Annotated in this window: 15 protein-coding genes, 1 pseudogene and 1 riboswitch; of the genes and pseudogenes, 6 read left to right on the top strand and 10 right to left on the bottom strand. The window is 37.5% G+C overall.

Features of this window, described 5'->3' with window-relative positions; all coding sequences use genetic code 11:
- Window positions 1-278 precede the first annotated feature (278 nt).
- From N178_RS07075 to N178_RS07085, 3 genes are all read left to right on the top strand, one after another.
- Entirely contained in the window at window positions 279-473 is a 195-nt protein-coding gene (locus N178_RS07075) for a hypothetical protein (protein WP_013059575.1), read from the top strand.
- Window positions 474-716: 243 nt separating this feature from the next.
- Window positions 717-2,303 (top strand): AMP-binding protein, encoded by a 1,587-nt coding sequence (locus tag N178_RS07080; protein ID WP_045291549.1) that lies wholly within the window; start codon window positions 717-719, stop codon window positions 2,301-2,303.
- A gap of 119 nt (window positions 2,304-2,422) precedes the next feature.
- Window positions 2,423-3,100, top strand: coding sequence for an MgtC/SapB family protein (locus N178_RS07085; protein WP_013059577.1), 678 nt, complete (start codon window positions 2,423-2,425; stop codon window positions 3,098-3,100).
- A gap of 27 nt (window positions 3,101-3,127) precedes the next feature.
- Here the strand turns inward: N178_RS07085 and N178_RS07090 are convergent, their stop codons facing one another.
- From N178_RS07090 to N178_RS07120, 7 genes and pseudogenes are all read right to left on the bottom strand, one after another.
- Window positions 3,128-3,736, bottom strand: a complete 609-nt coding sequence (locus N178_RS07090) for an NAD(P)-binding protein (RefSeq protein ID WP_045291550.1) — start codon at window positions 3,734-3,736, stop codon at window positions 3,128-3,130.
- Window positions 3,717-4,484 (bottom strand): sirohydrochlorin chelatase, encoded by a 768-nt coding sequence (locus N178_RS07095; RefSeq protein WP_045291551.1) that lies wholly within the window; start codon window positions 4,482-4,484, stop codon window positions 3,717-3,719. The genes N178_RS07090 and N178_RS07095 overlap by 20 nt, the downstream gene beginning before the upstream one ends.
- A gap of 13 nt (window positions 4,485-4,497) precedes the next feature.
- Window positions 4,498-5,277, bottom strand: coding sequence for a uroporphyrinogen-III C-methyltransferase (gene cobA / locus N178_RS07100; RefSeq protein WP_045291552.1), 780 nt, complete (start codon window positions 5,275-5,277; stop codon window positions 4,498-4,500).
- Between the two features lie 91 nt (window positions 5,278-5,368).
- Window positions 5,369-5,968 carry an adenylyl-sulfate kinase gene (gene cysC, locus N178_RS07105; RefSeq protein ID WP_045291553.1) on the bottom strand — a complete coding sequence of 200 codons (600 nt, stop codon included), beginning with the start codon at window positions 5,966-5,968 and terminating at the stop codon, window positions 5,369-5,371.
- Window positions 5,969-5,980: 12 nt separating this feature from the next.
- Complete coding sequence (gene sat / locus N178_RS07110) at window positions 5,981-7,132, bottom strand: sulfate adenylyltransferase (protein WP_014457931.1); 1,152 nt, start codon at window positions 7,130-7,132, stop codon at window positions 5,981-5,983.
- A 52-nt stretch (window positions 7,133-7,184) separates the two neighbouring features.
- Window positions 7,185-8,265, bottom strand: a pseudogene (locus tag N178_RS07115) (inorganic phosphate transporter).
- Window positions 8,266-8,284: 19 nt separating this feature from the next.
- Window positions 8,285-8,998, bottom strand: coding sequence for a phosphoadenylyl-sulfate reductase (locus N178_RS07120; RefSeq protein ID WP_045291555.1), 714 nt, complete (start codon window positions 8,996-8,998; stop codon window positions 8,285-8,287).
- Window positions 8,999-9,252: 254 nt separating this feature from the next.
- A riboswitch (SAM riboswitch) is annotated at window positions 9,253-9,355 on the bottom strand.
- 312 nt (window positions 9,356-9,667) lie between these two features.
- Between N178_RS07120 and cdaS the strand changes: the two genes are divergently transcribed.
- The 3 genes from cdaS to N178_RS07135 all read left to right on the top strand — a co-directional run bounded on the left by cdaS (window position 9,668) and on the right by N178_RS07135 (window position 11,631).
- A complete protein-coding gene (gene cdaS / locus N178_RS07125; protein ID WP_045291556.1) occupies window positions 9,668-10,294 on the top strand; it encodes a sporulation-specific diadenylate cyclase CdaS in 627 nt (208 codons plus the stop codon).
- A 97-nt stretch (window positions 10,295-10,391) separates the two neighbouring features.
- On the top strand, window positions 10,392-10,775 hold the full coding sequence (locus tag N178_RS07130; protein WP_045291558.1) for a VOC family protein: 384 nt from the start codon (window positions 10,392-10,394) through the stop codon (window positions 10,773-10,775).
- 67 nt (window positions 10,776-10,842) lie between these two features.
- Entirely contained in the window at window positions 10,843-11,631 is a 789-nt protein-coding gene (locus N178_RS07135) for a potassium channel family protein (RefSeq protein WP_045291560.1), read from the top strand.
- A 9-nt stretch (window positions 11,632-11,640) separates the two neighbouring features.
- Here N178_RS07135 and N178_RS07140 read toward each other — a convergent pair whose 3' ends face one another.
- From N178_RS07140 to N178_RS07150, 3 genes are all read right to left on the bottom strand, one after another.
- Window positions 11,641-12,045: a YugN-like family protein gene (locus N178_RS07140; protein ID WP_033580473.1), complete on the bottom strand. Its 405-nt coding sequence runs from the start codon at window positions 12,043-12,045 to the stop codon at window positions 11,641-11,643.
- Window positions 12,046-12,145: 100 nt separating this feature from the next.
- The gene (locus N178_RS07145; RefSeq protein ID WP_045291561.1) at window positions 12,146-13,495 is read right to left on the bottom strand and encodes a glucose-6-phosphate isomerase; all 1,350 of its coding nucleotides are present in this window, start codon (window positions 13,493-13,495) and stop codon (window positions 12,146-12,148) included.
- A 245-nt stretch (window positions 13,496-13,740) separates the two neighbouring features.
- On the bottom strand, window positions 13,741-13,989 hold the full coding sequence (locus N178_RS07150) for a hypothetical protein (RefSeq protein ID WP_080890159.1): 249 nt from the start codon (window positions 13,987-13,989) through the stop codon (window positions 13,741-13,743).
- Between the last annotated feature and the right edge of the window lie 35 nt (window positions 13,990-14,024).

Consider the following 14,024-nt stretch of genomic DNA (forward strand, 5'->3'; position numbering starts at 1 on the left):
CCGCCGCTCTTAAGCGACTTTACTATCATAACAAGTTGCAACCTAGTTGTCAACAAGTTTTTTTATTTATTTATCACTTCGATGTTTGCTTCAGCAGTTCATCTTAGCGACATTTAATAATATACCATGCCTTCTTTTATTGTGCAATAGTTTTTCTATATATTTTTAAAAACTATTTTCTTGTACACGAAACGTTAGCCAATTAATAGATACTAGCATATCTAGATACAAACTAGCATAATGTCTATTAAATCATTATCCGCCAAGGAGGCGTTCACTTGGATACCTTAATTGCAGCTGCACTCTATTTGTCCTTTTGTATGTCTATTCTCTTAATTTCACTTGCTTATTGGGAATCAATTCAAATGTCTAATAAAGAAGGCAAAGTCAACGGCCTTTCATTTATTTCACTTTCAACATTCAGCATGATTTTTTGTTTGTTTACTTCATATTTTTATACCATTCTTTATTAACATGATGTTACGTTGTCTTCTTATAATAAGGAGACATTTCTTTATTTTATTACAATATTCGCATTCGGTATACTTACTTATTGAAATCAATACGATAAATTTAGTTCCCCCCTTCTTCATACGTGCGGTGGACAGTGAAGGAATTTGTCGAATGATTTTTTGGAACACTTTCTTTAAATTTGATAAACTACTTTTAGAAAACGCTTTCATATATACTTTAACATTATTCAAGGAGGAAACCAAATGAAACCATTGCTTGAATTAACGGTTGGAGAACTTTTAAAAGAAAGTACAAAAAAGTTTGGGCATCAAGAAGCGGTTATCTACTCTGAACAAAATATTCGCTATACGTACGCAGAGTTTTATCAAGAAACCTCTCGAGTTGCAAAGGCACTTCTAGCCACCGGTCTCAAAAAAGGCGATCATATCGCTATCTGGGCTACCAATGTGCCAGAATGGTTACTTCTGCAATTCGCAGCCGCTAGAATAGGCGCTGTTTTGGTTACCCTTAATACAAGCTACCAGTCCTCTGAATTAGAGTATGTATTGAGTCATTCTGATACAGCAGCGCTATTTTTCATTGATGAATTTAAAAGCACTTCTTATACGTCTATTATCACCAACATTGAACATAATCTTCCCAAACTAAAACATCTTATAAACTTAAGTGGATCAAGCGAACATACTTCTTGGAACGAGTTCTTAATGAGTAGCTCAATGGTATCGGATGAGATTCTCGATAAGTATGAGCAATCCTTACATATCCATGAAGTTATCAATATGCAATATACTTCCGGAACAACAGGTTTTCCAAAAGGAGTTATGCTAAGTCACCATAATATAGTAAACAACGGCTTTTTAGTTGCTCAGTCTATGAAACTGACTAACGAAGACCGCTTATGCATCCCAGTTCCTTTCTTTCATTGTTTTGGATGTGTGCTGGGCGTTCTAGCATGCATATCCGTAGGTGCTACTATGCTACCGATTATTGAATTTCAGCCTTCCTCTGTTTTACGCACCGTAGAGAAAGAAAAATGTACAGCTCTTCACGGTGTACCAACTATGTTTATTGCGGAATTAAATGCACTTGAGTTTAATCAATATGATTTATCTACTCTTCGCACAGGAATCATGGCTGGTTCTAATTGTCCAGCAGAAGTAATGAAGCGAGTTATACATGACATGGGTATCAACGAAATTACCATCGCCTATGGTCAAACCGAAACATCTCCCGTAATCACCCAAACAACTCCAACTGATTCGATCGAGCGGCGAGTACAAACGGTTGGCAAAGTGCATGATCATGTACAGATTCAAATTATTAATCCAGTTACAGGTAAACAAGCTTCTTTCGGAGAACAAGGAGAACTTTGTGCAAAAGGATATTTAACAATGAAAGGATATTACAAAATGCCGGAAGAAACAGAAAAAACAATTGTAGAAGGCTGGCTACATACAGGTGATTTAGCTACCATCGATAAAGATGGCTATGTAAAAATTACAGGACGCCTAAAAGATATGATTATTAGAGGCGGAGAAAATATTTACCCAAGAGAAATTGAAGAGTTTTTATATAGAATACCCGAGGTAGAAGATGTGCAAATTGTCGGTATTCCTGATCCAAAGTATGGAGAACGAGTTGCTGCATGCATTAAACTCAAGCAACATTCTTTTCTTACCGCTCAAGAAATCAAAGACTTTTGCAAAGGTAAGCTTGCTCATTTCAAAATTCCCGAATATATTTATTTTATAGACGACTTTCCCATGACGGCATCCGGCAAGATTCAAAAATATAAATTAAAAGAAAAGATCGTAGCGCTTTATAAATAATCAGATTTTTTTGAATTTCACCTGTCATTATGAAGAAAAGTTTACTATACTGATACATATCTGTTTTTCTTCTTTCATACAGATATAAACAACAATGTCTATTGAAATAGGTGAAAATAATGGAAAATGAAATGTTGCTTAAATTAGGTATTTCTGCTGTACTTGGCCTTATTATTGGAATTGAAAGGGAACTAAAACGAAAGCCTGTTGGTTTAAAAACATCTCTCGTAATTTCCATTATTAGCTGCTTACTCACGATTGTTTCGATTGAGTCTTCTCAAATTTTTAATAAAGGTGACCATATCACAATGGACCCGCTTCGTCTGGCTGCTCAAATTGTTTCTGGAATTGGTTTTTTAGGAGCGGGTGTTATTTTACGAAAAGAAAATGACAGCATCTCCGGGCTTACAACAGCGGCTATTATCTGGGGAGCAGCAGGTATAGGCATTGCGGTAGGTGCAGGGTTTTATCCTGAAGCTATTACCGGAGTTGTACTGCTCATCATCAGCGTTGAACTTCTTCCTTTCCTTATTACTATTCTAGGGCCTAGGCAACTGCGCGAGAAAGAGCTTATTCTTCAACTCAAGCTGGCTGATAAGCACAATATTTTTGATACAACTAACAGCATTAGAGAAAAGAATATTACGATAAAAAATATTCGAATCAAAGATTTAGACACCAATGAATTATATATACGTATGAAAGTGTCAGTTAATAATCAGCGTCCTACTACAGAAGTGTATTACGAGATTCAAAAAATCAGCGGTATTCGTAGCATTGAAGTTGAAAATGTATAAATAAAAAACGGCCAATTGGCCGTTTTTTTATTTATATTTTTCAATCTGTTGTAAAAATTCCCTCTGTTTTACTAGAGACAGCCGGTATTGATCATCGATAATTTCTGTTAATAACTCATGTTTACGGCTCTTTGATACATTCAATCTGTGGATAAGAACTCTGCATTCATACAAAAACTGTGTATACTGTGTGTAACTCTCATCATAAGTTGAAGATAATTCTTCTTTAATTCGTTTTGTCAACAAAGGACTAGCGCCATCTGTGGATATTGCTAGCGATAATCTCCCTCTAGAAAACTGTGCAGGAATTTGAATATTTCCATCAGAAAAACTGCTGGCCATATTAACCAACTGATCATTTTTAATATGCTGTTTAACAAACTTATTCACAGCTTTATCATTTGTAGCTACAACAATAAAAAAAACATTAAGTAAGTCTTCTTCTCCTAGTTTTTTTCTTTTTACACGGAGCTGATTTTTAGCTTCCCACTCACTTATTTCGGCTGAAACAGTTGGAGCAACCACTGTAATGGCTGCTCCTTCTTGTAAAAAACCTTTAATTCTACGAGTTGCGATTGTTCCGCCTCCAACTACTAAGACCGAACGATCCTTTAAATCAAGCATAACGGTATACATCGTATTGATTTCCTTTGCTCGATAATAACGTTTTTACTTGATGACTTAAAATGTGTGCAAGTCCATCATGATAACCTAGGTAGTTGGCTAAGATAAACTGCTGGTCATCTGTTGATAACTGCTCCAATTCTTCCTTAATTTCGTTCATTAAAATACCGGTAAACAAAAGGTAAGGAAGAACGAATACTTGCTTATACGAAGTTTGTTTAGCAAGGTGCAGGCCTTCTTTTAAATTAGGAGCAGCGGCAGCTAAATAGCATGTGCTCACTTCTTTAAAAGCTCCTTTACCTTTTAGCAGTTGAGCTATTTCGTTAAAATCTTTTTTTACAGCAGGATCACTGCTTCCTCTGCCGACCAGCAATACCATCGAATCTTCATGCTTATCCACGTTGGTTTCATTGATTCTCTCTACTAAGATATCAACAATTCGTTCGTCTACGCCGAACGGTTCTCCGTACAGCACTTCTACCTGTGGATAGCGTTCATATACTTTGTGTATTTCTTCAGGTATATCATGCTTTGCATGCGCAGCTGTTAATAACAGCAGCGGCACAATTGCAATACGAGTAGCACCTTGTTCAATACACGCTTCAAATCCTTGTTCAATAGTAGGGTAAGCTAGTTCTAGGAAACAAACTTCTTGAATCGGTACATCTAGATTTTTTTTACACCTTTCAATAAAAGCAACTGCCTGATCAGCGCCTTCTTTTACGCGGCTGCCATGGCAAACATATAAAACTGCATCCATATAATCAACCTCTTTAGTAAGCTTCTTGTGCATACGAATAGTAATGCTGTCCATTCTTCTCAAACCAATTCAACCGATCATGAAAATTCACAACTTCACCAACGATAATCATACTGGGATTTTCAATTTGTTCTTCTTTAACAATATCAACAATTGTACCAAGAGTTCCAGTTACAGTGCGCTGGTCCTCACATGTGCCCCAGTGAATCAATGCAATTGGCGTAGCTGAGGTTTTTCCATGTTTCATTAACTGTTGACAAATGTACGGTAAGTTCCTCACTCCCATATAAATGGCAAGAGTATCTACACCTTTGGCTAGGCTGTCCCATTTGATTGCATCATGCTCGCTGTCTTTACGGTGTCCTGCTACAAAAGCAAAGCTTGCGCTGTATTCCCGGTGAGTGACAGGGATTCCTGCATAAGCAGCGGCTGCGATACCTGATGTAATTCCTGGAACAATTTCAAATGAAATGCCCTGTTGCACGAGAGCTTCTGCTTCTTCCCCTCCGCGTCCGAAAACAAATGGATCCCCGCCTTTTAAGCGCGTTACAATTTTTCCCTTTTTAGCGAATTTCACTAAAAAGTTATTGATTGTTTCTTGCTTGAGGGTATGGTAGTTTGGAAGCTTTCCGCAGTAAATAATATCAGCATCACTTTTAGCATACTCCAGCAGGTTCTTATTCACTAAACGATCATATAAGATAACATCTGCTTGCTGAATTGCTTTTAACCCTTTTAATGTAATTAAATCTGGATCTCCTGGTCCTGCACCGACTAGATATACTTTCCCCATGAATGCCTTTCACCCTTCCATCATTTCCACGTCTCCGCAGCGCTCCCACATTTTAATTTGAATTAGAACAGCGGACAAAGTCCGCTGTCATTTAGATGAATTTTCGGTTAGCTAAATATTCAATCACAGTTTGTACACATTCTTCTACAGACTGTGTGCTTGTATTAATTGTTACTTCAGGATTAGCCGGTGACTCATACGGAGAATCAATTCCTGTAAAATCACGAATTTCTCCGCTTCTTGCTTTTTTGTAAAGGCCTTTTGGATCTCTTTTTTCACATTCTTCTAACGGACACTCCACATATACTTCCAAAAATTCATTCCCCTCTAAGATCTCACGCACTTGAGCGCGGTCTTCTTGGAATGGAGAGATAAATGCTGTTAGTACCACTTGACCGCTGTCTACGAACAGCTTAGAAACCTCACCGATACGGCGAATATTTTCTGTACGATCTTCAGCAGAAAACCCTAGATTCTTATTTAAGCCAAAACGAACATTGTCACCATCTAATACATAATTGCGAATATTTTTATCAAAAAGCGCTTTTGCCACTGCGTTTGCCACGGTAGATTTACCTGAACCCGAAAGACCCGTAAACCATAATACAAAACTGTGATGATTATTTTGCTCGCGTCTTTCCTCTTTTGTAATTCCAGCATCATGCCACGTAATGTTTGTTGATTTGCTCACTTCAACCGCTCCTTATTTTGAAGATACTTTTTGTTTTGCTAATCCTTTAATTAACACTTCAATTACTTCTTTACGGCTGAATGTGCTTGGTGGCACTTCTCCGTTACGAAGCATTTCACGTACCTTTGTTCCAGATAGAATCATATGATCTTCTTTGCTGTGAGGGCATGTTTTCGTTGATGCCATCGCTTCACACTTCTTGCAGTAGAAGCTGTGTTCAAAGAATAAAGGTGTAATTCCTAATTCATCTGCCGTAAAGTTACTGAAGATTTTTTGTGCGTCATATGTTCCATAGTAGTCGCCAACACCAGCGTGGTCACGGCCTACAATGAAATGCGTGCATCCAAAGTTTTTTCGAACCATTGCATGGAAAATAGCTTCTCTAGGTCCAGCATAGCGCATTGCAGCAGGGAAAACTGCCAAAGCTACACGATCGCTAGGATAATAGTTCTCTAAAAGTACTTCATAACTTTCCATACGGATATCTGCTGGGATATCATCTGACTTTGTTTCTCCTACAAGTGGATTTAAAAACAGGCCGTCTACAATTTCTAATGCTGTTTTTTGAATATATTCATGCGCACGGTGAACAGGGTTACGAGTTTGGAATCCAACAACCGTTTTCCAACCGCGCTCTTCAAATGCTGCTCTTGTTTCAGTCGGATCTAGATAATATTTTTCAAAACGCGTTTTAGGCGTACGTTCTACAAGTACGATTGGACCTGCTACATATACATTTGGGCGTTCCATCATTTTCTTCACACCAGGGTGGGCAAGTTCTGCTGTGCGGTACACATTTTCCGCTTCTTTTTCTTTATTTGGCGTATATACTTCAGAAACTTCTAGAACCCCATATGTCACACCGCTTTGAACTAGCTTTACTTTGTCGCCAATGTTTAATTCTTTAGCTTGCTCTTCTGTTACGGGAAGAGTAATAGGAATACTCCATACAGTTCCATCTGCTAGACGCATATTTTCAACAACTGATTGATAATCTTTCTCTCCTAAAAACCCTGTAATTGGGCTGTAAGCACCAATTCCAATTAGTTCTAAATCACTTAGGGCCATGTTGTCTACTTCAATTTCTTTTGTTAGTGAAGTGTAGTCATATGTTGGTTGATATAAATTAATTAATTCTCCACCGTGTGCTTGAATTGTTGTCATTTTGTAAAATCCTCCTTAAGTAATTAACGCAATATAATAAAAAGCACTTGAATCACGCAGTCATTTTTTCTTTTTCCGACTGCAAGCTTGCTCTTTTTCTTCTAGTCGTTCTAGCTAAGCTTAGAACACCTGCTGTGGCAATGCAGCCACTAGCTAGCACCACAAATGAATATAAGTCGCTTTCAAGTACTAATTTCACAAGAACATATGAGATTACGAGTGAAAATACAGGGGATACCACCCAAACCTTTAACATTTGAATGACCACTTCGCGCTGTTCTTTCGTAAATCCCGTTTTCGCTGCCCCTATTCCAATAATAGAAGATGTAGTGACCTGTGTAAGCGGTACTGGCAAACCAAAAAATGAAGCTGCTGTAACAAGAGAAGCACCAGTACCCGAGATAATACAACCTTCTCCTACAGAATAGCGAGTTAATTTTTTTTCCGTTTGTTTCAATAACTCGGCCTCCTAATAAAAGAGCTCCAAGCGCCACTGCCAATCCTCCTGATATGACACCCGTTGTAGCATCCATTAATCCAGCTCCTACCAGCGGACCGACAGCATTTGCCACGTTATTCATTCCAGCTGAGAAGGCTTCAAAGAATCCCGTCGCTATAACTAAAATCGTTAAAACTCTTTTCCAATTTCCCTCTGCTTCCTTTTTATAGGCTCTGCGTTTCATCACTTTTCCAATCAAAAAAGCAATGACAAATGAAACCAGCGGAACAATAATCCAAAAAGACATTACAACTAAAAGTTTTTCCACATACAGAGATTGATAAGCTACTCCTACTCCAACAACTGAGCCAACCGTTACTTCACTTGTTGATAGAGGGATACCAATTAAATTTGCGAAAAAGAGTGACAGCGTTGCAGCAGCCAGAATGATAATAACTAATTCTACTGACAGCAATTTTTCAGGTATGATACCTGAACTGATAGTTTTTACCACCTCACCGCCTCCGATAATGGCTCCGAGCACAATACCTACAGCACAGATGAAAAGGGCTACTCTTCGCTTTTTAATCGCACCGGAGCCGTATGAAACGCCCATAGCAGCTGCTGCACCGCTTGCCCCAATATTCATTGCAAAAAAAAGTGCAATGATAAAGGCAACATATAAAAGCATCATTTATTCAGCTCTTTCGTATTTAAGATTCGTGTAATCCGCATTCAACTTTTTGTGTACCTGCCCATCTTCCTGAACGTAAATCGTCTACATTGTAGGCAGGTGCGGTACAGGGCTCACAGCCGATACTTGGGTATCCTTGATCATGAAGTTTGTTATATGGTAAATCATGCTTATACACATAGCGCCAAACCTCTTTCCAAGACCAATGAATTAACGGGCAGACTTTAACTTTCTTGAATTTCTCATCTTTATTAAAATAATTCGTGTTGGCACGAGATTCAGACTGCTCGCGTCTCAAACCAGAAATCCACGCATCATAAGGAGCAAGAGATTCCCTTAGCGGGATGATTTTTCGAATTTGACAGCATAGGTTAGGCTGACTCTTCCAAAGCTCATCTCCATGTTTCTCGGCTTGTTCTGCAAGCGTTAAATCCGGTTTTTTAATATGAATACGCAAATCAGGAAAGCGTTCTTTAATTGCATCAATCACTTCATATGTTTCTTTAAAATGAACGCCCGTATCTAAAAAGACAATTTCAGCATCTTTTTTCACTTTTGAAATTAAATCAATTAACACGATCCCTTCGATCCCAAAGCTTGATGCATAAATGATTGAATCTCCGTAGGTATCATACGCCCACTGCAATGCTGAAAGGGCTCCTTTTGTTTCATCTTCACTGTCGAACTCTGGAAATGTATCATTCCAGTTTTCGTACGTATATAAGTCTGCCATTTTCTTCACTCCAATTCTTAGTTATCCGCGTTATCCAATAAAAAAAGACGGTTTTACCCACTAGAATTGGATAAAACCGCCTCTAGTGTGTCTAGTCAGCGAAACTATTTACTTCTTACTTTGCTTCGACGTGTTCAAAGATTTGTATTAAGTCGGGGGTTACAGTCACTAGTTTCCCTACTCAAATTATCGCTTGCGCTATATCAAAATAAAAAGTCTTCCGTATTGAAAGACTGGGTAGGCAATAGATTTTCACCTTATCTTTCAAAATGATACACACTTTGCTGGAATTAGCACCTTGCTAAGCAGGTTGCCGGGGTTCAGCGGGCCAGATCCCTCCACCACTCTTGATAAGCATTTTTTAAAAATTTAGCATATTTAGAATATTTGTCAACATTAAAAATCATATATCCGATAAGAAAACTATACTTTAAATTCACAGAAATATCTATACTTTTATTTAAAACAACATATGTAAATTTAACCCAAATGTGAACATATCAGTTTATAAAACGCTTTCTTTTTTCTCCAACTTTTGATGTTCTCTTACTAAATAAAATGCAAAACCTCTCTATAAAATTAATAACGGATTTATAAGCTTTACGGATAATTCATCCGCATTAGCACACATTACAGATAACACTGACTGACAGATAGGAGCTATATACGATGGAGAGACAATCCTTTCAATTAGACGATACAATTAAAAATAATGTGCAAACATATTTACAGCAGATTTCAACTGAAGCCTCTAATTTAATTAAACATTTAGACACGAGTGATCATTGTATCCTATGTGATTTTGAGGAGATGAGAAGGTTATTTCAAGATGTTCAAGCTACGGCCGCCTCTTATTACTTGCGTCATTACTTATCGCCTTATACATTTGAATATGCTGCTCTGTCCTTAGCTATTCATAACCTCTCTGAGAAACGTCATGGCGCCTTAATTGTCATTGAACGGGAACAAAATGTAGATCCTCTTATTCAAAAAGGAATACCTATTCAGGCTCCTGTCAGCGCTACGCTAGTTGAGACACTGTTCTATCCAGGGACACCCTTACATGACGGAGCCGTCCTAATTAGAAATAATCAGCTTATTTCAGCTGCTAATGTTTTACCTCTCTCGTCTATTATTTCAACGAACAAAAAATTGGGAACACGTCACCGTGCAGCCATTGGAATGTCGGAAAAATCGGATGCATTAATTTTAGTTGTATCCGAAGAAACAGGTAAAATTTCGTTTGCTCTTGATGGAAGCCTCTATCCTATTCACTCCAGCAAAAATATGATTTAAGGGCTCTTTCCTGATAAGCAGCCCTATCTTGACTTCTCTATCCTTTCTCTTTAATATATTTCATAGTTTTTACATACTATAGATACGGGTGATGCATATGGCAATTTTAAAATTTGAACATGTAGGCGTTCAAGTAAAGAATATAGAAGAATCTATTGAGTTTTATACACAAAAAGTGGGATTAGAGCTCATCGAAACACTACCACATACCGATCCGTCTTTGAAGCTAGCTTTTCTAGGCTTAGAAGGCAATGTAATCGTAGAGTTAATTCAAGGGTATAACTCAAGCTTACCGAATGAAGGTAAAGTTCATCATTTTGCGCTGGCAGTAGACGGAATTGAAGAGGAGTTTGAGCGTTTAAAATCAGCAGGCGTTTCATTTGTGGAAGAAAACATTGTAACTTTGCCAAATGGAGCAAGATACTTATTTTTCTACGGTCCAGACAAAGAATGGATTGAATATTACGAAGTAAAAAGATAAAGATATCTTATACCTTCAGTAAAAAATGGTCATACTGTGGCTATGACTAATCACTGGAGGTTTTTTTATGATGGAATGGCTATTATTTCGACTTTTTCGTCGTTCTATTTTAGTGCGGCTTCTTTTTATTATCGGCTGCCTTGTTTTACTTTTTGGCATGCTTATACATTTCTTAGAGCCGCAAACGTTTGGGAATGTGTTTGAAGGAATTTGGTGGGTTATTATTACAATCTCTACTATAGGGTACGGTGATTTTGCTCCCACCACTACAATTGGAAGGTTAGCTGCAATTATTTTAGTCCTGATTGGAACGGGATTTATTACTACTTATTTTGTCACGCTTTCTAAAATTGCTGTTTCCGCTGAGAGCGCTTATTTGGAAGGGAATTTAAAGTTTTATGGAAAAGATCACTTCATCATTGTTGGGTGGAATGAGCGCGCCAAACTCGTATTAGAGTCTTATCGCGACGCATTTCATAAAGAAGACATTGTTCTTATCGACGACTCTCTGACTAAAAACCCCATGATCTGTGATCGCGTTCATTTTATTAAAGGAAGTCCCTCTCACTATGAGGTATTAGAACTTGCCAATGCTCGGTACGCAAAAAAAGTGCTGATTACTGCGGATCAGCATAAGACAGAAGAATATGCAGACATGAATACTATTGTTACGCTAGTCGCTCTGCAAGGATTGAACCCTTCTATTTACAGCATCGTTGAACTGTTAACAAAAAAGCATATTCAAAATGCGCAAAATTTAGGGGTAAATGAAATGATTAAAACAAACGAGTTGATTAGTCAAGTCATGTACGAACATATTTTTGTAAAAAAATTAGAGAGTTTAAGAAAAGAATAGTCCCTTCAATTACTGAAGCAGCGCCTCTTCTGCCTCTCTAATTAGCTCTTCTCCTAAGCTGATATACTTTTCTGGAAATGAAGCGTCTGCGTCTTGGGGTTCTGCAAACTGATTAAATGAAGCACCCACGTTTCCATTGTGTACATTGTCATCTAGGCCAATTTGATACTTATGTGAAAGTAAAAATGGCGTACCAATCTGTACGGTTGTTCCTTTAGAATCCAGTTCTCCATTCGTAGCTGTAAACGGGATACGTAAAAACTGATAGCCGACTTCATCATTCATCTTATAGTCGAATGAACCATGATCATAATCCCAATTTCCTCCAATGTTATACCCAAGCGGCTTAAGCGTTTTTTCTAATTCATAAAGCTTGAATAATGTGCCATCTAATCTTGAAGATAATTCAATCATCTTATCCCTCCTCTGTTTTAACATGTCCTTTTTCCAGCTTTTTATCCTTTATCTCAAAAGCAAAAAAGTTCACCTTCTAAGAAGAAGGTGAACTTTTTATTTATTTCAAACGTTTTTCTAATTCTGCTTTTTTCTCTTCAAAACCAGGTTTTCCAAGAAGAGCAAACATATTTACTTTATATGCTTCTACTCCAGGCTGATCGAACGGATTTACTCCTAATAAATAGCCGCTGATTGCGCATGCTTTTTCGAAGAAATATACAACATATCCAAACGTATACTCATCTAACGCCGGAATGTTTACAACTAAGTTTGGAACGCCTCCGTCTGTGTGAGCAAGCATTGTACCTTGGAACGCTTTTTTATTTACAAAGTCAACTGTTTCCCCAGCTAAGTAATTTAGTCCATCTAAGTCTGCTGCGTCTTCTTCAATTGTTAGCTCATGACGAGAATCTTGAACTTGTACAATTGTTTCAAAAATATCACGACGACCTTCTTGTACATATTGACCTAAAGAATGAAGATCCGTTGAGAAGTTAGCAGATGAAGGGTAAATACCTTTTTGATCTTTTCCTTCACTTTCACCAAATAACTGTTTCCACCATTCAGCAAAGTATTGAAGAGCTGGCTCATAGTTAATCAGCATTTCAATTGTTTTTCCTTTATTATAAAGAACATTACGAGCTACAGCATATTGATAAGCTGGGTTTTCTTCTAGCTCTGATGATGAGAATGCTTCTTGAGCATCAGCTGCTCCTTTCATCATTTGTTCGATATCAAGACCTGCAGCGGCAATTGGTAATAAGCCAACTGCTGTTAATACTGAATAACGGCCGCCTACATCATCTGGAATAACAAATGTTTCATAGCCTTCTTCGTCCGCTAATGTTTTTAATGCGCCGCGCTCTTTATCTGTTGTTGCATAAATACGCTTGCGTGCTTCTTCTTTGCCGTATTTCTCTTCTAATAATTTACGGAAGATACGGAAAGCAATCGCCGGTTCTGTTGTTGTACCAGATTTTGAAATAACATTAATAGAGAAATCTTTATCTTGTAAAACATCCATTAAGTCTTTCATGTATGTTGAGCTGATGTTGTTACCAGCAAAAATAACTTGCGGCGTTTTACGCTGTTCTTTTGATAATGTGTTATAGAATGAATGCTGAAGCATTTCAATAGCAGCACGAGCACCTAAGTAAGATCCTCCAATACCAATAACAATCAATACATCTGAATCAGATTTAATTTTTTCTGCACTTTTTTGAATGCGTGCAAATTCTTCTTTGTCATACTCCGTAGGAAGGTCTACCCATCCTAAAAAGTCGTTCCCAGCACCTGTTTTTTCATGAATTGAATGGTGAGCTACTTTCACGGCATCACGTAAGTATGTAAGTTCATGTTCACCAAAAAATGATAACGCGTTTGAATAATCAAAACGAACATGTGTCATAGTCTGTTCCTCCATTAAAATATCTTTATTTTCCACTTTATCGAAACTGTTAGCTGAATTCAAGTGAATCCACTTACAATTTGACACAATCATTATAGTTTGTTGAAACTGCAATCATTGTATGTACCCTTTTATTTAACGATAAATTCAGTTATGAAGTCAACTAATGTTCTTTGATTACAGAACGTAATTCATGCACGATTACACAAATAATAAGCAAATAAAAAACGACTAAAGAGTGGTCTTCAATCGTTTTCTATTTGCTTACCGGATGGTGCAATATAGTTCATTTCACCTATCTTTACATATTGTCTCGGTTTATAAGAAGCTTTTAACAGGGAAGAGTCTATTGATATTGAATTTTCAGCTTCACTTTTAGAAGTGATTAGCATCCTGTTTTCTTCTTTCATTTCCAAGTGATTATTCAGCACAAATCCACTGATACATAGTGCGGTAAAAATGAGAAAACTGATGGCTATTTGTTTCCTATACATTTCCATCACCTCACTCTTAGAGTGACAATTCCACA

This window comes from Priestia aryabhattai B8W22, assembly GCF_000956595.1.
Lineage (GTDB): Bacteria > Bacillota > Bacilli > Bacillales > Bacillaceae_H > Priestia > Priestia aryabhattai.

What these genes read in the sequence shown, in the direction of transcription:
- N178_RS07080 (WP_045291549.1), top strand. Translation starts at nt 717, where the DNA reads ATGAAACCATTGCTTGAATTAACGGTTGGAGAACTTTTAAAAGAAAGT.
- N178_RS07085 (WP_013059577.1), top strand. Translation starts at nt 2,423, where the DNA reads ATGGAAAATGAAATGTTGCTTAAATTAGGTATTTCTGCTGTACTTGGC.
- N178_RS07090 (WP_045291550.1), bottom strand. Translation starts at nt 3,736, where the DNA reads ATGTATACCGTTATGCTTGATTTAAAGGATCGTTCGGTCTTAGTAGTT.
- N178_RS07095 (WP_045291551.1), bottom strand. Translation starts at nt 4,484, where the DNA reads ATGGATGCAGTTTTATATGTTTGCCATGGCAGCCGCGTAAAAGAAGGC.
- cobA (WP_045291552.1), bottom strand. Translation starts at nt 5,277, where the DNA reads ATGGGGAAAGTATATCTAGTCGGTGCAGGACCAGGAGATCCAGATTTA.
- sat (WP_014457931.1), bottom strand. Translation starts at nt 7,132, where the DNA reads ATGACAACAATTCAAGCACACGGTGGAGAATTAATTAATTTATATCAA.
- N178_RS07120 (WP_045291555.1), bottom strand. Translation starts at nt 8,998, where the DNA reads ATGGCAGACTTATATACGTACGAAAACTGGAATGATACATTTCCAGAG.
- cdaS (WP_045291556.1), top strand. Translation starts at nt 9,668, where the DNA reads ATGGAGAGACAATCCTTTCAATTAGACGATACAATTAAAAATAATGTG.
- N178_RS07130 (WP_045291558.1), top strand. Translation starts at nt 10,392, where the DNA reads ATGGCAATTTTAAAATTTGAACATGTAGGCGTTCAAGTAAAGAATATA.
- N178_RS07135 (WP_045291560.1), top strand. Translation starts at nt 10,843, where the DNA reads ATGATGGAATGGCTATTATTTCGACTTTTTCGTCGTTCTATTTTAGTG.
- N178_RS07140 (WP_033580473.1), bottom strand. Translation starts at nt 12,045, where the DNA reads ATGATTGAATTATCTTCAAGATTAGATGGCACATTATTCAAGCTTTAT.
- N178_RS07145 (WP_045291561.1), bottom strand. Translation starts at nt 13,495, where the DNA reads ATGACACATGTTCGTTTTGATTATTCAAACGCGTTATCATTTTTTGGT.
- N178_RS07150 (WP_080890159.1), bottom strand. Translation starts at nt 13,989, where the DNA reads ATGTATAGGAAACAAATAGCCATCAGTTTTCTCATTTTTACCGCACTA.